Origin of the sequence: Kitasatospora viridis (assembly GCF_007829815.1) — a bacterium.
Taxonomy (GTDB): Bacteria; Actinomycetota; Actinomycetes; order Streptomycetales; family Streptomycetaceae; genus Kitasatospora; species Kitasatospora viridis.
In genome coordinates, this window is the sequence record NZ_VIWT01000001.1 from 3,411,784 (window position 1) to 3,430,261 (window position 18,478).

21 protein-coding genes are annotated in these 18,478 nt (G+C 74.4%); 13 read left to right on the forward strand and 8 right to left on the reverse strand.

Annotated elements, in window-relative coordinates:
* Window positions 1-63: 63 nt before the first annotated feature.
* Both FHX73_RS15190 and FHX73_RS15195 read right to left on the reverse strand, forming a co-directional pair.
* Window positions 64-672, reverse strand: coding sequence for a LysE family translocator (locus FHX73_RS15190; protein ID WP_145905515.1), 609 nt, complete (start codon window positions 670-672; stop codon window positions 64-66).
* The gene (locus FHX73_RS15195; protein ID WP_145905516.1) at window positions 669-1,415 is read right to left on the reverse strand and encodes a metallophosphoesterase; all 747 of its coding nucleotides are present in this window, start codon (window positions 1,413-1,415) and stop codon (window positions 669-671) included. Before FHX73_RS15195 ends, FHX73_RS15190 begins: the two co-directional genes overlap by 4 nt.
* 58 nt (window positions 1,416-1,473) lie before the next feature.
* Here FHX73_RS15195 and FHX73_RS15200 point away from each other — a divergent pair, with 58 nt between their 5' ends.
* The 4 genes from FHX73_RS15200 (at window position 1,474) to FHX73_RS15215 (ending at window position 3,756) form a co-directional block, all read left to right on the forward strand.
* Window positions 1,474-2,169, forward strand: coding sequence for an ABATE domain-containing protein (locus FHX73_RS15200; RefSeq protein WP_211786202.1), 696 nt, complete (start codon window positions 1,474-1,476; stop codon window positions 2,167-2,169).
* A gap of 78 nt (window positions 2,170-2,247) precedes the next feature.
* The gene (locus FHX73_RS15205) at window positions 2,248-2,601 is read left to right on the forward strand and encodes a helix-turn-helix domain-containing protein (RefSeq protein ID WP_145905517.1); all 354 of its coding nucleotides are present in this window, start codon (window positions 2,248-2,250) and stop codon (window positions 2,599-2,601) included.
* A gap of 49 nt (window positions 2,602-2,650) precedes the next feature.
* The gene (locus FHX73_RS15210) at window positions 2,651-3,253 is read left to right on the forward strand and encodes a hypothetical protein (RefSeq protein ID WP_145905518.1); all 603 of its coding nucleotides are present in this window, start codon (window positions 2,651-2,653) and stop codon (window positions 3,251-3,253) included.
* A gap of 146 nt (window positions 3,254-3,399) precedes the next feature.
* The gene (locus FHX73_RS15215; protein WP_145908298.1) at window positions 3,400-3,756 is read left to right on the forward strand and encodes a DUF2516 family protein; all 357 of its coding nucleotides are present in this window, start codon (window positions 3,400-3,402) and stop codon (window positions 3,754-3,756) included.
* A gap of 66 nt (window positions 3,757-3,822) precedes the next feature.
* Here the strand turns inward: FHX73_RS15215 and FHX73_RS15220 are convergent, their stop codons facing one another.
* A complete protein-coding gene (locus tag FHX73_RS15220) occupies window positions 3,823-5,499 on the reverse strand; it encodes a PP2C family protein-serine/threonine phosphatase (RefSeq protein ID WP_211786203.1) in 1,677 nt (558 codons plus the stop codon).
* A 364-nt stretch (window positions 5,500-5,863) separates the two neighbouring features.
* Between FHX73_RS15220 and FHX73_RS15225 the strand changes: the two genes are divergently transcribed.
* A complete protein-coding gene (locus tag FHX73_RS15225; RefSeq protein ID WP_145905519.1) occupies window positions 5,864-6,439 on the forward strand; it encodes an O-acetyl-ADP-ribose deacetylase in 576 nt (191 codons plus the stop codon).
* A gap of 168 nt (window positions 6,440-6,607) precedes the next feature.
* Here FHX73_RS15225 and FHX73_RS15230 read toward each other — a convergent pair whose 3' ends face one another.
* Window positions 6,608-7,453: a class I SAM-dependent methyltransferase gene (locus tag FHX73_RS15230; RefSeq protein ID WP_145905520.1), complete on the reverse strand. Its 846-nt coding sequence runs from the start codon at window positions 7,451-7,453 to the stop codon at window positions 6,608-6,610.
* 206 nt (window positions 7,454-7,659) lie between these two features.
* Between FHX73_RS15230 and mshA the strand changes: the two genes are divergently transcribed.
* The gene (mshA, locus tag FHX73_RS15235) at window positions 7,660-9,033 is read left to right on the forward strand and encodes a D-inositol-3-phosphate glycosyltransferase (RefSeq protein WP_425461383.1); all 1,374 of its coding nucleotides are present in this window, start codon (window positions 7,660-7,662) and stop codon (window positions 9,031-9,033) included.
* Window positions 9,034-9,093: 60 nt separating this feature from the next.
* Window positions 9,094-9,609: a YbjN domain-containing protein gene (locus FHX73_RS15240; protein ID WP_145905521.1), complete on the forward strand. Its 516-nt coding sequence runs from the start codon at window positions 9,094-9,096 to the stop codon at window positions 9,607-9,609.
* Window positions 9,610-9,641: 32 nt separating this feature from the next.
* On the opposite strand, the gene FHX73_RS15245 is transcribed toward FHX73_RS15240, so the two are convergent.
* Window positions 9,642-10,931 (reverse strand): MDR family MFS transporter, encoded by a 1,290-nt coding sequence (locus FHX73_RS15245; RefSeq protein ID WP_145905522.1) that lies wholly within the window; start codon window positions 10,929-10,931, stop codon window positions 9,642-9,644.
* Window positions 10,932-11,078: 147 nt separating this feature from the next.
* Here FHX73_RS15245 and FHX73_RS15250 point away from each other — a divergent pair, with 147 nt between their 5' ends.
* Window positions 11,079-11,837 (forward strand): phosphoglyceromutase, encoded by a 759-nt coding sequence (locus FHX73_RS15250; protein ID WP_145905523.1) that lies wholly within the window; start codon window positions 11,079-11,081, stop codon window positions 11,835-11,837.
* Window positions 11,838-11,902: 65 nt separating this feature from the next.
* On the opposite strand, the gene FHX73_RS44665 is transcribed toward FHX73_RS15250, so the two are convergent.
* Together FHX73_RS44665 and phoU are read right to left on the reverse strand one after the other, a co-directional pair.
* Complete coding sequence (locus FHX73_RS44665; protein WP_170304926.1) at window positions 11,903-12,067, reverse strand: hypothetical protein; 165 nt, start codon at window positions 12,065-12,067, stop codon at window positions 11,903-11,905.
* A 152-nt stretch (window positions 12,068-12,219) separates the two neighbouring features.
* A complete protein-coding gene (gene phoU, locus FHX73_RS15255; protein WP_145905524.1) occupies window positions 12,220-12,897 on the reverse strand; it encodes a phosphate signaling complex protein PhoU in 678 nt (225 codons plus the stop codon).
* Between the two features lie 252 nt (window positions 12,898-13,149).
* On the opposite strand from phoU, the gene FHX73_RS15260 reads away from it, so the two are divergent.
* Both FHX73_RS15260 and phoP read left to right on the forward strand, forming a co-directional pair.
* Window positions 13,150-14,430: a sensor histidine kinase gene (locus tag FHX73_RS15260; protein ID WP_145905525.1), complete on the forward strand. Its 1,281-nt coding sequence runs from the start codon at window positions 13,150-13,152 to the stop codon at window positions 14,428-14,430.
* On the forward strand, window positions 14,427-15,122 hold the full coding sequence (phoP, locus tag FHX73_RS15265) for a two-component system response regulator PhoP (protein WP_145905526.1): 696 nt from the start codon (window positions 14,427-14,429) through the stop codon (window positions 15,120-15,122). Before FHX73_RS15260 ends, phoP begins: the two co-directional genes overlap by 4 nt.
* A gap of 91 nt (window positions 15,123-15,213) precedes the next feature.
* Here phoP and FHX73_RS15270 read toward each other — a convergent pair whose 3' ends face one another.
* Complete coding sequence (locus FHX73_RS15270; RefSeq protein ID WP_145905527.1) at window positions 15,214-15,906, reverse strand: DUF461 domain-containing protein; 693 nt, start codon at window positions 15,904-15,906, stop codon at window positions 15,214-15,216.
* Between the two features lie 401 nt (window positions 15,907-16,307).
* Here FHX73_RS15270 and FHX73_RS15280 point away from each other — a divergent pair, with 401 nt between their 5' ends.
* The 3 genes from FHX73_RS15280 (at window position 16,308) to ispF (ending at window position 18,352) form a co-directional block, all read left to right on the forward strand.
* Window positions 16,308-16,790: a CarD family transcriptional regulator gene (locus tag FHX73_RS15280; protein ID WP_030244332.1), complete on the forward strand. Its 483-nt coding sequence runs from the start codon at window positions 16,308-16,310 to the stop codon at window positions 16,788-16,790.
* Window positions 16,791-17,088: 298 nt separating this feature from the next.
* Entirely contained in the window at window positions 17,089-17,841 is a 753-nt protein-coding gene (ispD, locus tag FHX73_RS15285; RefSeq protein WP_145905528.1) for a 2-C-methyl-D-erythritol 4-phosphate cytidylyltransferase, read from the forward strand.
* Complete coding sequence (ispF, locus tag FHX73_RS15290) at window positions 17,831-18,352, forward strand: 2-C-methyl-D-erythritol 2,4-cyclodiphosphate synthase (RefSeq protein ID WP_145905529.1); 522 nt, start codon at window positions 17,831-17,833, stop codon at window positions 18,350-18,352. Before ispD ends, ispF begins: the two co-directional genes overlap by 11 nt.
* Window positions 18,353-18,478: the final 126 nt, after the last annotated feature.

An 18,478-nucleotide genomic window follows, 5' to 3' on the forward strand; every position in this document is an offset into this window, starting at 1 on the left:
TCGGAACCGGCTGATTCACCGTCAACGTCGGCTGGTCCGCCGTCAGCTTCGGGTGGCCGGCGGTCAGCTGAGCGCGGTGCGCAGGCCGAGCGCGATCAGCACGGCCGCGCCCACCCGGGTGAGCACCGCCTTCGCCCGCCCGGCGGCGAAGCCGGCGGCCCGGGCCAGCACGGCCGTCCAGGCCAGCAGCCAGGCGCTGACCAGCACGGCCTGGGCGGTGGCCAGCAGCAGCACCTGGGGGAGCAGGGCCCGGTGCGGATCGAGGAACTGCGGCAGCAGGGTCAGGAAGATCGAGGCGGCCTTCGGGTTGAGCACGTTCCCGAGCAGCGCCTGCAGGTAGCCGGACCGCCGCCCGGCCCGGGGCGCCCGCCGGGTGCCCGGGTGCCCCGCGCGGAACCAGGACCAGCCGCCCAGGCCCACCAGGTAGGCCGCGCCGGCCAGGCGCACGGTGGCGAAGGCGGTGCTGGAGCGCATCACCAGCGCGGACAGGCCCAGCACCGCCAGGGACGCGTGCACGTAGAGGCCGCAGACGGTGCCCAGCACCACCGGGAGCGCCTGCCGCCGCCCGGCCGTGCCGACCCGCTGGACCAGCAGGGTGAAGCTGGCGCCGGGGGTGGCCACCAGGGGGAAGACGGCCACCAGGTAGCCGAGCACCGCCTGGGACCGGGTCATGCGGGGAGCACCACGCGGTAGTGGGTGGTCAGCCGGTGCTGCTCGTCCAGCACGTGGAAGGCGAGGGCGGGCGGCTGCTCGCGGTCGGCGGGCTGGTCGCTCTCCCAGGGCAGCCGCAGGGTCCAGGTGACGGCGGGGCCGACGATCACCGGGCGGCCGGCGAAGGTGCTGGCGGCGGCGGTGTGCGCGTGGCCGGCGAGCAGGGCGACCACCTGGGGACGGGGGGCCAGCAGCTCGGCCAGCCGGTCCGCCCGCTGGAGGGGGTAGCTGTCGGGCAGCGGGTGGTGCAGCCGCACCGGCGGGTGGTGGAAGGCGAGCAGCGCGGGGGTGCCGGGCGCCAGGCCGTCCAGGGTCGAGGCGATCCAGTCGAGGGTCTCGTCGTCCAGCAGGCCCACGTCCTCGCCGGGGACGCTGGAGTCGCACATCAGCACCGCCGCGCCGCCGACCAGGTGCAGCCGGTTGACCGGCCCGTCGCCGGCGGGCTCGCCGAGCAGCCCGGTGCGCAGCGGCGAGCGCGCGTCGTGGTTGCCCGGGCAGCTGAGCACGGGGAACGGCGCGGCCAGCAGCTCCGCCGCCTCGCGGTACTCGTCCGGCGCGCCGTGGTCGGCGATGTCCCCGGTGACCAGCAGCGCGTCCACCGGGGTCGGCAGGGCGCGCAGGTAGTCCATCACCCGGGCGGCGCGCTCGGTGGACCGGGCGGTGCCGTCCAGGTGGAGGTCGCTGATCTGGGCAAGCAGAACCATGGACTGTCCTAACGGTAAAAGTTCGAGTTTCCGTTAGGCAGGACGGTAGAGTACGGGCATGGCACTGATCAAGAGCCCGGTGGACGCCGGCCCGCTCGCACTGCTGCTGTCGAGCACGGTGCGCCACGACGGCAACGGCGGCGTCGCGGACGACCTGGCGGACCCGACCGGACTGGCCGACTGGCTCGTCGCCGCGGCCGAGCCGCTGGCCCGGGCGGGGTTCGCGCTCGACCCGCCGGGCCCGCTGGATCCGCAGGTCGCGCCCGCCGACCGGGCGACCCTGGACCGGGTGCTCGCGGTGCGGGCCGCGCTGCGGGCGCTGCTGGCCCGGGCGGTGAGCCCGGCCCCGCCCAGCCCGGCGGACGCGCACCGGCTGATCCCGGCGGGGCAGGCGGTGGCCCGGTTGAACGCGGCCGCGGCCGCCGAACCCGTGGTGCCCCGGCTCGACTGGCCGACCGACGGGGCCCCGGTCGCCGGACTGGTCGCGGCGGCCCCCGCCGGCGGACCGGCGGCGACGGCCACCGCCCTGGTGGCGGTGCTCGCCCGGGCGGCGATCGACTTCCTGGCCGGCCCCGACCTGCCCCGCCTGCGCGCCTGCACCGCCCCGCGCTGCGTGCGCTACTTCCTCAAGGAGCACGGCCGCCAGGAGTTCTGCAAGGCCTCCTGCGGCAACCGCGCCCGCGCCGCCCGCCACTACCAGCGGCACAACCACCCCGGCCCCGCGCCCGAGGACGCCCCCGGTCGACGCCCCTGACGGGGGATCAGCCCACCGGTCGGGCGGGTACGGCCTGCGCGTGCTTGCTTTTGCAAGCGCCGGAGTTAGCATGAGGGCATGGCTTCACTGAACGTCAGCTCGCTGGGTGACTACATCCGCGAGCAGCGGCGGGCCGCGCAGTACTCGCTGCGCCAGCTGGCCGAGGCCGCGGGCGTCTCCAACCCGTACCTCAGCCAGATCGAGCGGGGACTGCGCAAGCCGAGCGCGGAGATCCTGCAGCAGATCGCCAAGGCCCTGCGGATCTCGGCCGAGACGCTCTACGTCCAGGCCGGGATCCTGGAGGAGCGCCCGGCCGAGGGGGCCGACCTGCGGGCCGCGATCTTCGCCGACCCGGCGATCAGTGAGCAGCAGAAGCACGCGCTGCTCGCCGTGTACGAGGCCTTCGTGACCGAGAACCGGGCGGCGGGCTGAGCCCGGCCGCGCACCGCGAGGCCGACACCAACACCGAGAGGAGGGCGCCATGCCCAGCACCGAGGAGATCCGGAACGAGATCCGCAAGACGCTGAGCGACCCGACCCCGCTCTACGCCCTGGCGGGCGTGGGCGACCTCGCCTACGAGAAGCTGCGCGAGGTGCCGGGCCGGGTCGAGGCGCTGGCGGCGGACCGCAAGGCCGCCCAGGCGGCGGCGGTGGCCAGGCTGCACGAGGCGCAGGAGCGGCTGGTCGGGGCGCAGGCCAAGGTGGCCGACTCGGTCGGCACCCTGCCGACCGACCTGAAGTCGCTGCAGGAGAAGGCGCAGGGCTTCGCGCTCCAGCAGGCGGGCCGGGCTGCCGGGCTGGCCGTCCGGGCCAAGGAGGTCTACGACGAGCTGGCCGAGCGCGGCCGGACGGCGGTGAGCCGTCCGGGCGGCGCGACCGGCGAGTCGGTGACCGTGGAGCGGGCCGAGGTGGTCACCTTGGACACCGAGGGCGCCGGGAAGCGGTCGGACGCCGCGGCGGAACCGGTCGAGCCGGAGCTCGCCGAGGCCGAGGTGGTCGAGCCGGAGCCGGAGCGGCCGACCGCCAAGCGCGCCCCGCGCTCTCGGCGGAACCCGGGTGCAGAGCAGCCGGGCACGCAGGAGTAGTCGCGGACGTTGAGCCTGGTGACGCGGTCACGCGGCGGCCGGTGGGGCCGGTCGCGGGCCGTGTGCCCGGCAGGGTTGGAAGGGGCCGCTGTGGGAAGTCAACTGGGGCGACAGCGGCGCGGTTCGAGTGAGGAGACCCGGTGTACATCCTGGCGTACGACCTGCTGAACCCGTTCTGGTGGCTGTCAGCCGGGGTCATCCTCTTCAAGGCCTTCGCCTTCCTCGATGCGGCCACCCGGCAGGCGGACGCCTACCCGGCGGCGGAGAAGAAGACCAAGGGCTTCTGGCTGGTCCTGCTCGGCCTGGCGCTGGGCCTCGACCTGCTCCTCGGCGGCAGCATCACCGGCAGCTTCATCACCTTGGCCGGGCTCGTGGCCGCGATCGTCTACATGGTGGACGTCCGCCCGGCGATCCGGGCGCTGACCGGCTGGCGCGGCCCGACCGACCGGCTGACCCAGGCGCTCCGCTCGCTCGGCCGGCGGGGCGGCGGCAACCGCTGGTGAGCCTGGACACCTGAGGCGCCGTCGGCTGACCCCGGGTCAGCCGACGGACCGCGTTCCGGCGGTGGGTCAGCCCATCAGGTGGTGCGGCTGGTTGCGCTCCAGCAGCAGCACCGCGACGTCGTCGGTGAGCGCACCGCCGTTCAGCTCCTCGACCTCGGCCAGTGCGCCGTCCACCAGCCGGCCCCGGGTCAGCCCGTGCCGCTGGTGGTCGCCGATCAGGGCGAGCAGCCCGTCCTGGCCGAGCCTGCGCGAGCCCGCGCCGACCCGGCCCTCGATCAAGCCGTCGGTGTAGAGCATCAGGCTCCAGCCGGCCGGCAGTTCGAGGTGGTAGGGCGGCCAGGCGGCCTCGGTGTCGTCGCAGGCCAGCAGGCCGAGGGCCGGGCCGGCCTGGTCGCTGGGCAGCACCGTCGGCGACTCGGAGCCGGAGAGCAGCAGCGGCGCCGGGTGGCCGGCCAGGTAGACCTGGGCGTACTCGGTGGCCGGGCCCTCGGAGGGCAGCGGTTGCTGGCCCACCCCTGGCGCGGGCCGCCGGGTGACGGCCTGGGTGCCGGTGACCGCCTGGTGGCGCGGCTGGTGCTCGGACGGCCCGCTCGGCGAGATCACCAGCATGCAGAGGGTCGCGAAGATCTCCTCGTTGCGGCGCTCGTGCTCCAGCACGTGCTGCAGCGTGGTGAGCAGGGTCTGCCCGGTCAGGCCGGCGAAGACCAGGGTGCGCCACGCTATCCGCAGCGCCACACCGAGCGCGGCCTCGTCCGGGCCGTGGCCGCAGACGTCGCCGATCACCACGTGCACGGTGCCGTCCTCGGTGCGCACCGCGTCGTAGAAGTCGCCGCCGAGCAGGGCGCGGCGGCGGCCGGGCCGGTAGCGGCGGGTGAAGGAGAGGTCGGCGCCCTCCAGCAGCGGGGTGGGCAGCAGGTGGCGCTGCAGGCGGGCGTTCTCCTGGCCGCGCAGCTCCGCCTCGACCAGCCGGCGCTGCGACTCGTCGGCCCGCCTGCGCTCGACCGCGTAGCGCAGCGCGCGGGCCAGCAGCGGGCCGTCGGTGGCGTCCCGGACCAGGAAGTCCTGGGCGCCGGCGGCCACCGCGTCCGCCCCGAGCTGGGTGTCGGCGGCGTCGGTCAGCACGATCACGGCTGCGCCCGGGGCCAGCCGGAGCACCTCGCGCAGTCCGTCCAGCGGGTCGCACTCGGCGGCGTGGGCGGCGTCCGAGCCGGCGCTCGGCGCCGCGCCCAGGTCGAGCAGCACGCAGCTGAAGTCGGAGGGCAGCTGTCGCCCGCGCCGGCCGACCGGGGCGAGCAGGGCGGCCGCGGCGGTCAGGCCCTGCGCCCGGTGCAGCTCGACCGGGGTGCCGCTGGCGGCGACCAGTTCCTCCAGCAGCCGGGTGTCGGTGCCCTCGTTCTCGATCGCCAGCAGCTTGAGCCCGCCGACCACCCGGTCGGCGCCGGTCGGCCGACGGATGGCCCGGGGGCCGGGCACCGCCACGGTGCCCGCGGCGGACTCGGCGCGCCGACCGGTCTCGGCCGTCTGGGCACTCTTCTGGGCAGTCTGGGCACTCTGCGCGGCCGGGGTGCTCGGCGTGTTCGGGGTGTTCGCCGGGACGTCCCGGGTGTCCTGGGCGCCGGCGTGCCGGGGCAGCCGGGCGGCGTCGGCGATCCCGTTCAGCTCGCCGAGTCCGGCGGTGGTTCCGCCGAGCCGGCCCAGACCCTCCAGGGTGTCGAGGCCGTGGATGGAGTTCAGTCCGTTCATGCCGTTCAGCGCCTCCTCGCCGACCACCGGAGCGGTCGAATCAGGGCATGGCGCACCGAGGCGCTGACGGACGCCAGCGGCTGCGGGGGCGCCGGACCGGCTCTCGGCGCCGAGTCCTTGCCCGTCTCCCGTAGCGGGCACGGATGCTTCCTCCTCTTCCCTGACGGGGTAACGGCTGCGGTCCGTGCGCAGTGCCCGCCGGGCACCGCGAGTCAGGGAACCTTTCGCGACCATAACGTGATCTCCGGGGATTTCCTTGGCTGGCCGCCGTGGATGTGGTTATTGCCACGCAGGTGGCGGGCTTGTCTGCTGAGGTGGGCCGAGCGGGTCCGGGATCCGCCCGGTCGGAGGCGAGGAGTTGACGGTGACACAGATCACACTGGTCCAGGGTGATATCACGGCGCAGCACGTTGATGTGGTGGTCAACGCCGCCAACTCGTCGCTGCTGGGCGGCGGCGGGGTGGACGGCGCGATCCACCGGGCCGGCGGCCCGCGGATCCTGGCCGAGTGCCGGGCGCTGCGCGCCTCGCACTACGGCGGTGGGCTCAAGGAGGGGCAGGCGGTGGCGACCACGGCCGGGGACCTGCCGGCCGAGCATGTGGTGCACACCGTCGGTCCGGTGTACCGGGACGAGAGCGTCGAGCGCGGAACGGAGCTGCTGGCGTCCTGCTACCGGCAGTCGCTCCGGTTGGCGGTGGAACTGGGTGCCCGGAGTGTCGCGTTCCCGGCCATCTCGACCGGGGTGTTCGGCTGGCCCATGGAGTCGGCGGCGCGGATCGCGCTGTCGACCGTGCGGGCGGAGTTGGCGGCCGCCGGATCGGGTGGTGGGGCGGACGGTGGGCTGGTGGAGGTGCGGTTCGTGCTGTTCGGGTCGGAAGCCTACGGGGTGTTCGAAGGGGTGTGGCGCGAGCTGGCCGAGGGCGGGCCCGCCGCGGACTGATGGCTTGTCTGGTCGAGTCAAGGAGCGTCGGCTGATCTGATCCCATGGTGGCCTGACGGGCCGTCAACACGCCAGAGCAATTCGATAACTCGTTCGAGTGAATCGATCGACCGTCCCGGAGTGTCGAACCCGTCCGGCCGGCGCCGAGCAGGGCACCGGGGCCGGCCGTCAGGGCGCCAGGGCCGACCAGGGCAGCGTGACCTCGCCCTGCCGCCACCGCCGCGGCTGGTCCACCACCGGCCACTGCCCGGCCAGCGCCGCGCAGGCCGCCACCCAGCGCTGCCGGACCCCGAACGCCCCGTACGGCGCGGCCGCCGCCCAGGCCCGGTCGAAGTCGGCCAGGAAGGCGTGTACCGGCCGCCCCGGCACGTTGTGGTGGATCAGCGCCTTGGGCAGCCGTTCGGCCAGGTCGGAGGGCCGCTCCAGGCCGGCCAGCCGGGCCGCGAAGGTCACCGTGCGCGGCCCCTGCGGCCCGAGCGCCACCCAGACGTGCCGCCGCCCGACCTCGTCGCAGGTGCCCTCGACCAGCAGCCCGTCCGGCGCCAGCCGGGCGCAGAGCCGCTGCCAGACCGCCTCGACCGCCTCCTCCTGGTACTGCCGCAGCACGTTGGCGGCCCGGATCAGCAGGGCGTCGGCACCGTCCAGCGGCACCTCGAACCCGCCCCGGCGGAAGCTCAGCCCCGGCGGTCGGGCGTACGGCAGCGCGGCCGCCACCCGGGCCGGCTCGATCTCGATCCCGACCGTGCGGACGTCCGGCCGGACCGCCGCCAGCCGCCCGTACAGCTCCACCGCGGTCCACGGCGCCGCGCCGTAGCCCAGGTCCACCGCGACCGGCGGGGCGTCGGCCCGGCGCAGCCGGGCGCCCATGGTGTGCACGATCCAGCGGTCCATCCGCCGCAGCCGGTTGGTGTTGGTGGTGCCCCGGGTCACGGTGCCCACCGGCCGGGTGGCCGCGCTCCGGCGCCCGCCGGGCCGGGGGAGGTCCCCGGGGCCCGGGTCGAACGAAGCGGTCATGCACGCAGGGTACGCGGCGCGCCCCACACCCCGGCCCGCGCGCCCGGGGCGCGGACCGGGGCGCGGACCAGGGCGCGGGCCGGCCGCGCGGCGACTGAGTCGACCGTCACTCCGTCAAGCGGGAATGCGACCTGGCGCTCGCGGGTTGTCGGGCTGGTGAACCTGGTAGTGGGGTCCGAGATCCGGACCAGAGAGGTTGCAGGCGAGTGATCCAGAACCCCGTGTCGGCAGCGTGGCGCGACCGCTCCTCCGCACCGCGCGGCCGCCTGCACGCCTTCGCCTCCGGCCGCCCCCGCCGCCCCCGCCGGGTGGCGATGCTGAGCGTGCACACCTCCCCGCTGCACCAGCCGGGCACCGGCGACGCGGGCGGGATGAACGTCTACATCGTCGAGCTGGCCAAGCGCCTCGCCGCGCTGGACATCGAGGTGGAGGTGTTCACCCGCTACACCTCCTCCGACCTGCCGCCGACCGTCGAGCTGGCGCCCGGCGTGCTGGTCCGGCACGTCACCGCCGGCCCGTACGAGGGGCTGGTCAAGGAGGACCTGCCGGCCCAGCTGTGCGCCTTCACGCACGGCGTGCTGCGCACCGAGGCGGGCCACCGCCCCGGCCACTACGACCTGGTGCACTCGCACTACTGGCTCTCCGGCCAGGTGGGCTGGCTGGCCGCGCAGCGCTGGGGCGTGCCGCTGGTGCACACCATGCACACCATGGCCAAGGTGAAGAACGCCGCGCTGGCCCGGTGCGACACCCCCGAGCCCGCCGCCCGCGTGATCGGCGAGACCCAGGTGGTCGAGGCGGCCGACCGGCTGATCGCCAACACCGCGGACGAGGCCGGCGAGCTGGCCTTCCACTACGGCGCCCGGCCGGACCAGCTGGCCGTGGTGCACCCCGGGGTCAACCTGGAGCTGTTCCACCCCGGCGGGCCGGGCGCCCAGCGGATCGCGCGGGCCGAGCTGGGGCTGCCGGCCGACGCCGCGGTGCTGCTCTTCGCCGGCCGGATCCAGCCGCTCAAGGCGCCGGAGGTGCTGCTCCAGGCGGCCGGGGTGCTGCTGGAGCGGCGGCCCGAGCTGCGCGAGCGGCTGGTGCTGGCGGTGGTCGGCGGGCCGTCCGGGAACGGCCTGGCCAAGCCGCAGAGCCTGCAGAAGCTGGCCGCGGAGCTGGGCCTGGGCGACATGGTCCGGTTCCACCCGCCGGTCGGCCAGGCCGACCTGGCCCGCTGGTACCGGGCCGCGACCGCCCTGGTGATGCCCTCGCACAGCGAGTCGTTCGGCCTGGTGGCGCTGGAGGCGCAGGCGTGCGCCACCCCGGTGGTGGCCGCCGCGGTCGGCGGGCTGCCGGTGGCGGTGCGGGACGGCGAGACCGGCACCCTGGTCCAGGGGCACGACCCGGCGGACTGGGCCACCGCGCTGGAGCCGTACGTGGTGCGGCCCGAGCTGGTGGCCCGGCTGGGCGCCGAGGCGGCCCGGCACGCGGCCGGCTTCGGCTGGAGCGCGGCCGCGGCGGCCACCGCGGACGTCTACGCCGGCACCCTGGTCAGGCCCGCCGGCCGGGTCGGTCCGGCCCGCCGCCGACTGCACTGACGGCGGGCCGCGCGCCGGGGTCCTGGGCCCCGGCCGCTACCTGCCGGTAAGTTCACCGGCATGGCTATCCGCACCAAGGACCAGGCGCTCGCCGAGCTGGCCGCCGCGCTGGAGCAGACCGGCGTCGGCTGGGAGCCGGCCGTCGCCGACCCCTACACCCTGGTCGCCACCCTCCCGGGCACCCGCAAGCTGAGCACCACCTGCGCGCTGCGGGTCGGCGACCACACCCTCTCGGTGAACGCCTTCGTGATCCGCCGCCCGGACGAGAACCACGAGGCGGTGTTCCGCTGGCTGTTGGAGCGCAACACCCGGCTCGCCGGGGTGGCCTACGCGCTGGACCCGCTGGGCGACGTCTACCTGACCGGCCGGCTGCCGCTGGACGCGCTGACCGCCGAGGTGGTGGACCAGCTGCTCGGCACCGTGCTGGCGGCGGCCGACGAGCCCTTCGACACCCTGCTGGAGCTCGGGTTCGCCGGTGCGATCCGGCGGGAGTGGGAGTGGCGGACCAAGCGCGGGGAGTCCACCCGCAACCTGGCCGCCTTCGCCCACCTCGCCGAGCGGCCCGCGCAGGACTGAGCCGGCTCGGACTGGGCCGCTCTGAGCCGCCGTCAGGCGACGGTCGCCTCCGCGGCGGTGCGGGCCGGGAGCCCCTCGGGGATCCGGGCCGCCGCCGCGTCCGCGACCCGCCGGGCGACCAGCAGGTAGCCGATCCCGGACACGGTGCCGAGCAGCGCGCAGCCGCCCCAGACGGAGTCCGCGCCGACGTGTTCCAGCAGCAGGCCGCCGAGCGCCGGGCCGAGGCAGGCGGCCGATGACCAGGCCAGCGAGGAGACGCCCTGGTAGCGCCCGCGGGCGTGGGTCGGCGAGAGCTCGGCGACCAGGCTCATGTTGCTGGGCATCTGGATGATCTCGCCGACCGTCCAGATCGCCACGGTCAGTGCGAAGAAGAGCACCGAGCGGCCGGCGAAGGCGGTGAGCGCGGCGCCCCAGCCGGCCAGCAGCGCGCCGGTCATCAGCAGCTTGGCCCGGTCCCGGCCCTGGATCATCCGGGTGACCGGGATCTGCAGCAGCACGATCAGGAAGCCGTTGAGCCCGATCACCAGGCCGTACTGGGTGGCGCTCAGCTTGGCCTGTCCCATCACCATGGCCAGGGTGGTGCTGCCCTGCTGCATCACCATCGCGAACAGGAAGGTCATCGAGACCAGCGCGATGAACCGGCCGTCCCGGAACACCGTGCCCAGGCCGACCCGGGGCGCGGCCGCCCGCTCGTCCGGGCGGGGCGCCGTCGGCCGGGACTCCGGGACCTTGGTGAAGACGACCAGCGCGCAGAGCAGCGTGGTGGCCGCGTCGGCCAGGAAGAGCAGCAGGTAGCCGTGGACGGCGATCAGCCCGGCGACCGCGGCCGAGACGCCGAAGCCGATGTTGATCGCCCAGTAGTTGATCGAGAAGGCGCGCACCCGGTCGGCGGCGGGCACCACGTCGGCGATCACCGCGGAGATCGCCGGGCGGGAGGCGTTGGCGCTCAGGCCGGTCAGGAAGGCGACGGCCGCGATCACCAGCTGGCCCCGGGAGAAGCCCAGCGCGGCGGTGCTCAGCGCGGTCATGGTCTGCGCGACCAGGATGGTGGGCCGCCGGCCGATCCGGTCGGCCAGCACGCCGCCGGTGAGCGAGGCGACCGCCGAGCCCAGCCCGTAGAGCGAGGCCACCAGGCCCGCGTAGCCGGTCGAGTAGCCGCGGACGGCCGTGAGGTAGAGCGCCATGAAGGTGACCACGAAGCCGCCGAGCTTGTTCACCAGGGTCGAGGTCCACAGCCACCAGAAGGCGGACGGCAGCCCGCCCAGCGACTCGGTGGCCGCGGCGCGAAATCTGACGGGCAACTGGGCGACGGCGGCGGGCATGGCGGCTCCCGGGGCGGCAGGTGTCCCGGTCAGCGGGGTGGGGTTGACCGGTGTCCGGAACAGTAAGTGGCTCTAGCGACGAGCACACATTACAGAGCGGTCCCTGCCCAGGCCAGGGGTTTATGCGGACGCATTAAGCTGTCGCCCATGGCTGACACGACCTACCGCTTGATCCTGCTCCGCCACGGCGAGAGCCAGTGGAACCAGAAGAACCTCTTCACCGGTTGGGTCGACGTCGACCTCAACGAGAAGGGCGAGAAGGAGGCGGCGCGCGGCGGCGAACTGCTGGCCGCCGAAGGCCTGCTGCCGGACGTGCTGCACACCTCGCTGCTGCGCCGGGCCATCCGCACCTCGCAGATCGCGCTGGACAAGGCCGACCGCCACTGGATCCCGGTCAGCCGCAGCTGGCGCCTGAACGAGCGCCACTACGGCGCGCTGCAGGGCAAGGACAAGGCGCAGACCCTGGCCGAGTTCGGCGAGGAGCAGTTCCAGCTCTGGCGCCGCTCGTACGACACCCCGCCGCCGGTGCTGCCCGACGACGCCGAGTACTCGCAGGCCGGCGACGCCCGCTACGGCGAGATCCCGAGCGAGCTGCGTCCGCGCACCGAGTGCCTGAAGGACGTCGTCGACCGGATGCTGCCCTACTGGTACGACGCGATCGTGCCGGACCTGGCCGCCGGCCGCACCGTGCTGGTCACCGCGCACGGCAACAGCCTGCGCGCACTGGTCAAGCACCTGGACGGCATCTCCGACGAGGCGATCGCCGGCCTGAACATCCCCACCGGCATCCCGCTGGTCTACGAGCTGGACGCGGACTTCAAGCCGCTCGCCGCCGGCGGCCGCTACCTGGACCCGGAGGCCGCCGCGGCCGCCATCGAGGCGGTCAAGAACCAGGGCAAGAAGTAGCACCCCCGCACGAGCACGAGGGGGCCCGACCGCACCGCGGCCGGGCCCCCTCGTGCTCGTCGGCGTCAGTGGCCGGTGGCGCCGCCGCACTGGCACGGTGCGCCGGACTGGCAGCCGCAGCCGCAGCCCGGGCCGCAGCCGCAGGCGCCGAGCAGGATCAGCTGGTGGTGCACCGGGGCGGGGCGGGGGGCCGGCTCGACGGGTAGGGGCTGGGCGTTGGACGTGGTCATGGTGCGGTGCCCTCCTCGATCGGGCGGGCGGCGGTCGGCGCTCGCCCGTCCAACGAGTGAAACCCCGGCGCTGACGGGGCGTCAACGGGCGCGCGGGTGTGGGCGGCGGCCCCGTCGTGCGCCCCCGGGCCGGGGCGGCCGGGTGCGCCGGACTACTCGCCCGGTGCCGGGGTCGGCGGGACGAACTCGCCCGCGTGCTCGCCGGTGACCAGGTAGACGACCCGCTTGGCGACCGAGACCGCGTGGTCGGCGAAGCGCTCGTAGTAGCGGCCGATCAGGGTCACGTCCACGCCGGTCTCGATGCCGTGCTGCCAGCGGTCGTCGATCAGGTGGGCGAAGAGCTCGCGGTGCAGCTCGTCCATCTCGTCGTCGTCGCGTTCGAGCTGGAGCGCCGCGTCCACGTCCTTGGTCGCTATCACCTGGCCGGCCTTGGCCACCAGGCGCTGGGCCAGCTGTCCCATCTCCAGCACGGTGGGCTGCAGGTCGCCCGGGACCGCGTGGGCCGGGAAGCGCAGCCGGGCCACCTTGGCCACGTGCCGGGCCAGGTCGCCGCAGCGCTCCAGGTCGGCGCTCATCCGCAGGCTGGTGACCACGATCCGCAGGTCGGTGGCGACCGGCTGCTGGCGGGCCAGCAGGTCGATCGCGCGGTCCTCCAGGTCGTGGTGGAGGGCGTTGACCTTCTCGTCAGCGGCGATCACGCTCTCGGCGAGGGCCAGGTCGGCGTCGAGCAGCGCGGTGGTGGCGCGGCCCATCGCCGAGCCGACCAGTCGGGCCATCTCGACCAGGCTGTCGCTGATCGAGTCGAGTTCCTCGTGGTACGTGTCGCGCATGCGCTCCACTCCTCATTCTGTGGTGGTGCCCGGCGGCCGACCGGGGAGGACGGCCGCCGCTCGGTGGCGCGCATCGTACGCGCGCCACGGGCCCGAACGGGCTTCGACGAACAGATTGCGTCGTCCGGGCGACGCGGCACGGTGGCCACAGTTAACCGAAGACCACTTGACGGTGAATTCTCGGCAACGCGCGGCCAATGCCTTGATCCGAGGCTTCCAAAGCTGCCGTCGGATGCGCTTACGCTGGTCGGCATGGACGTGAATGTGGCCGCTGCCGCTGCCTGCGCCATCGCCGGGCTGGGTGTCGGCCTCACCGCTTCCATCGCCTTCCGCTGGAGCGAGCGTGAGCAGGCCCGCGGTGCCGCTGGTGGAAATGGCAGGCGGGGTGCCCCCGCCGTGAACTCAGCGCTCCCCGAGCCGACCCTGCCGCCCGGGGTGGACACCGTGCTCTCGGTGCTGCGCTCCTGCGCGATCGTGCTCGGCGACGGCGACGAGGTGGTCAAGGCCAGCTCGGCGGCGTACTCGATGGGTCTGGTCCGCGGCGGTGCGGTGGCGGTCGAGCCGATGCTCGCGCTGGCCCGCTCCACCCGCCGCGACGGGGAGATCCGCCAGGCCGAGCTGGACGTGCCGCGCCCCGGGGTGCAGCGCGCCGGCGAGCCGCTCTCGGTCTCGGTCCGGGTGGCCCCGCTGGGGTCCCGGCTGGTCCTGGTGCTGGTCGAGGACCTCACCGAGCGGCGCCGGATCGAGGCGGTCCGCCGGGACTTCGTGGCCAACGTCAGCCACGAGCTGAAGACCCCGGTCGGTGCGCTCTCGCTGCTCTCCGAGGCGGTCGCCGACGCGGCCGACGACCCGGAGGCGGTGCAGCGGTTCGCCGGCCGGATGCAGATCGAGGCGACCCGGCTGGCCAGCCTGGTGCAGGAGATCATCGACCTCTCCCGGGTGCAGGACGACCGGCTGCTGATGGACCCCGAGCCGGTGCCGGTGGACGAGCTGATAGCCGAGGCGATGGACCGCTGCCGCCAGCAGGCCGCGGCCAAGCAGATCCACATCGCGGCCGGCGGCATCGCCGGCCTCTACATCCACGGCGACCGCGGCCAGCTGGCCGCCGCGCTCGGCAACTTGGTCGAGAACGCCGTCAACTACAGTCCGCCGCGGACCCGGGTGGCGATCGCCACCCGCCGGATAGCCAGCGCCGCCGCCATCGGCGAGGCGGACGGCGAACTGATCGAGATCTCGGTGACCGACCAGGGCATCGGCATCTCGGAGAAGGACCGCGAGCGGATCTTCGAGCGCTTCTACCGGGTTGACCCGGCCCGTTCCCGGGCCACCGGCGGCACCGGCCTCGGACTCTCCATCGTCAAGCACGTGGCCGCCTCGCACGGCGGCACGGTCTCGGTGTGGAGCGTCGAGGGCCAGGGCTCGACCTTCACCGTCCGGCTGCCCGCCGGACAGAACCCGTCGCCGGCCACGGCGACGTCCCTGGACGCACCCGCAACACCCAACCCCCTTCCTGCCCCGGAGGCCCGATCGTGACCCGTGTACTGGTGGTCGAGGACGAGGAGTCGTTCAGCGACGCCCTGTCGTACATGCTTCGCAAGGAGGGGTTCGAGGTGGCCGTCGCCGCCACCGGCCCCGACGCGCTGGAGCAGTTCGAGCGCAACGGCGCCGACCTCGTCCTGCTCGACCTGATGCTGCCCGGGCTGCCCGGCACGGAGGTCTGCCGCCAGCTCCGGGTCCGCTCCAACGTGCCCGTGATCATGGTGACCGCCAAGGACAGCGAGATCGACAAGGTGGTCGGCCTGGAGATAGGTGCCGACGACTACGTCACCAAGCCCTACTCCACCCGCGAGCTGGTCGCCCGGATCCGCGCGGTGCTGCGCCGCCGCGGTGAGGACGGCGGGACCGGCAACGACGGCGGCGGCCCCGGCGCGCTGGAGGCGGGCCCGGTCCGGATGGACGTGGACCGGCACGTGGTGACCGTGGACGGCGCCAAGGTCGACCTGCCGCTCAAGGAGTTCGACCTGCTGGAGATGCTGCTGCGCAACGCCGGCCGGGTGCTGACCCGGATGCAGCTGATCGACCGGGTCTGGGGCGCGGACTACGTCGGCGACACCAAGACCCTGGACGTGCACGTCAAGCGGCTGCGGGCGAAGATCGAGCCCGACCCGGGCGCGCCGCGCTACCTGGTGACGGTCCGTGGCCTGGGCTACAAGTTCGAGCCGTAAACGGCACCGCGCGCACGACGAGGGCCGCACTCCCCGGAAGGGGGTGCGGCCCTCGGCCGTGCGCGGGGCGCGAGCGCTCCGCGCCGGTTGCTCAGTGCGCCGAGGCGCTCGCGCTGGCGGGCGAGCCGCTGGCCGGGGCGGAGGCCGCACCGCTCGCGCCGGCGGACGCGGAGGTGCTCGCGCCGGCCGAGGCGGGGGCGCTCGCCGAGGCGCCGGCGGAGGCCGACCCGCTCGCCGGGGCCGAGGCCGAGGCCGACGGGGTGGCCGGGCCGAACGACTCGTAGGCGCCGGTGGCCGGCAGCACCTGGGCCTGCACGTCCACCTTGCCGGCGGAGGAGAAGGCGAAGCTGGTCGGCGCGAAGCCGCCGACCGGGAGGGTCGCGCCGTCCGCGTGGGCCGAGGGCTGGCCCGGGCCGCCGACCAGCACCGCGCCCATCGCGGGGATCACGATGCCGCCGGGCAGCGGGGCGCCCTTGGCGTCCTGGAAGGTGGCGTTGGTGCCGCCGATGGTGACGGACTGCAGGGTCTCCGGGGCGGAGCCGGTGTTGCTGATGTTGACCGTCAGGTTCGCCGGGCCGGGCTCGCTGCTGGTCTGCGTCAGGCCGACGACGACCACGATCGCGTTGAGCTTGAGGTCGTTGCCCAGCGAGGTGGCCGCACTGTTCGGCTTGATCTGCAGGGTCTGCGAGCTGGTGCCGGGACCGTCCGCGCAGGCGGAGAGCGAGAGGGCGGAGAGGGCGAGAACGATGGCGGCAATGCCACCGCGTCGAAGGCTGCGGCTCACGGCGGCGGCATCTCCTTGGTCGCGTGTCGGTTTGTCAGCGCCCAGCGTACCGACCGCACTTATCCGGCCCTCACGGGGTGGCCCCGTGTCGCGGACCGAGCCCCCCGGGCGGCGGCGGTACCAGAGGTTCCGGAACCGCCGCAAGATCAGATCACGATCGGGAAACAGTGAATATCCGGTGATGACTTCAAGATCGGTTGCGGCGTTTCCGAGGTGGCGTGCGGGGTTTCAACCGGACCGAGAAGGGCCTCCGACCTGCGGGAAGCCCCCGCACAGGGGTGGCCGCAGCACGTCCCGGGGGTCCTTGTCAAGCCCCGAGACCGGCCCTGACCTGCGAAAACGCCCTTCGGGCGGACGGAAAAGCGTGTTATTCTGGAAAGCCACGGAAGGGGTCCTGTCACATGACGTTCAAGGTTGGCGACACGGTGGTCTACCCCCATCACGGGGCTGCACTGATCGAGGCCATCGAAATTCGCCAGATCAAAGGTGTGGACAAGACCTACCTGGTGCTGAAGGTTCAGCAGGGTGACCTCACGCTGCGCGTTCCCGCGGAGAACGCGGAGTTCGTCGGCGTGCGCGACGTGGTCGGCCAGGAGGGTCTGGACCGGGTCTTCGAGGTGCTGCGCGCGCCGTACACCGAGGAGCCCACCAACTGGTCTCGCCGCTACAAGGCGAACCTCGAGAAGCTCGCATCGGGCGACGTGATCAAGGTCGCCGAGGTGGTCCGCGACCTGTGGCGGCGCGAGCGCGAGCGCGGCCTGTCGGCCGGCGAGAAGCGGATGCTCGCCAAGGCGCGGCAGATCCTCGTCAGCGAGCTGGCGCTGGCGGAGAACACCAACGAGGACAAGGCGGAGACGCTGCTCGACGAGGTGCTCGCCTCGTAACGAGCGGCGCGTTCGCGTTGCAGTGCAACAACACAGCGCCCGGCGCTGCGGTGTCACCGAGGATCAGCTGGACAATGGATCAGCTGGTCCTCGTGTGGTGCGGTGGCCACCCGGGCGCTGTGGCATGCCCGGGCTCGCCAGGGTCGATCGAACGAGCCGGGGTGTCGATCACGCCGGCCGTGGGGGAACCGCGGGCCGGGCAGACCGGTACCCGAGAGGCGGCGCCGGGTGGAAGGGGTCCGGTGCACCGTCTGACGGGTACGCCAGGGCCATACCCACTTCGCCGAAGGAGTGAAACCTGAACACCACAGGAGTAGTGGCAGCTGCCGTGGTTCCCGCCGCCGGGCGGGGCGAACGGCTCGGACCGGGGGCGCCCAAGGCGCTGCGCGAACTGGGCGGTGCGCCGCTGCTGGTGCACGCCGTCCGGGCGCTGGCGAGCAGTCGGGCGGTCGGCCTGGTCGTGGTGGCGGCGCCGGCCGACGGCGTCGCCGAGGTGGTCGGCCTGCTGGACAGCCACGGGTTGGCCGGCAAGGACGTCCGGGTGGTGGCCGGCGGGGCGACCCGCCAGGAGTCGGTCCGGCTGGGCCTGGCCGCCGTCCCGGAGGAGACCGGCATCGTGCTGGTGCACGACGCCGCCCGGCCGCTGGTGCCGGTCGAGGTGGTGGACGCGGTGGTGGCCGCCGTCCGCGCCGGGGCGCCGGCCGTGGTGCCGGCGGTGCCGCTGGCCGACACCGTCAAGCGGGTCGGGCCGGGCGGGCCGGGGCGGCCGGAGCCGGTGCTGGACACCCCGGACCGCTCGACCCTGCGCGCGGTGCAGACCCCGCAGGGCTTCCGGCGCGAGCTGCTGGCCGAGGTGCACGCCAAGGCGCTGGCCGAGGAGTCGGCGGGCGGCGGTCCGGCGGTGACGGACGACGCCGGGCTGGTGGAGTGGTACGGCGACCAGGTGGTCGTGGTGCCCGGCCACGAGGAGGCTTTCAAGGTGACGCGGCCGCTGGACCTGGTGCTGGCCGAGGCGGTACTCGCGCGACGGAGGGCGTCCGATGGCTTCTGACGATCAGTCAATTCCGGTCCGCCCGTCGGTCCCCCTGCTGCCGCTGGTCGGCATCGGCACCGACGTGCACGCGTTCGCCGACGGCGTGCCGCTGCACGTGGCTGGGCTGCACTGGGAGGGCGCCCCGCAGGGGCTGGCCGGGCACTCGGACGGCGACGTGGCGGCGCACGCGGCCTGCAACGCGATCTTCTCGGCCGCCGGACTCGGCGACCTGGGCACCCACTTCGGCACCGACCGGCCCGAGTGGGCCGGTGCGGCCGGCACCACGCTGCTGGCCGAGGCGGCCCGGATCGTCCGGGCGGCCGGCTTCGAGATCGGCAACATCGCGGTGCAGGTGATCGGGGTGCGGCCGCGGATCGGCAGTCGCCGGGAGGAGGGGGAGAAGGCGCTCTCGGCGGCGGCCGGCGCGCCGGTCTCGCTCTCCGCGGCGACCACCGACGGGCTCGGCATGACCGGGCGCGGCGAGGGCCTGGTCGGGCTGGCCACCGCGCTGGTCTACCGGACGGGTTGAGTCGCACGGGTTTGAGTCGAACGGGTTGAGCCGGGCGACGCGGGCGGGCTGACCGGAGCGGCGGACTCCGGTTGGCCACGGTGCGTCATCCCGGCTCGTACCGGCGTCACATCGCCGCAGTACGCC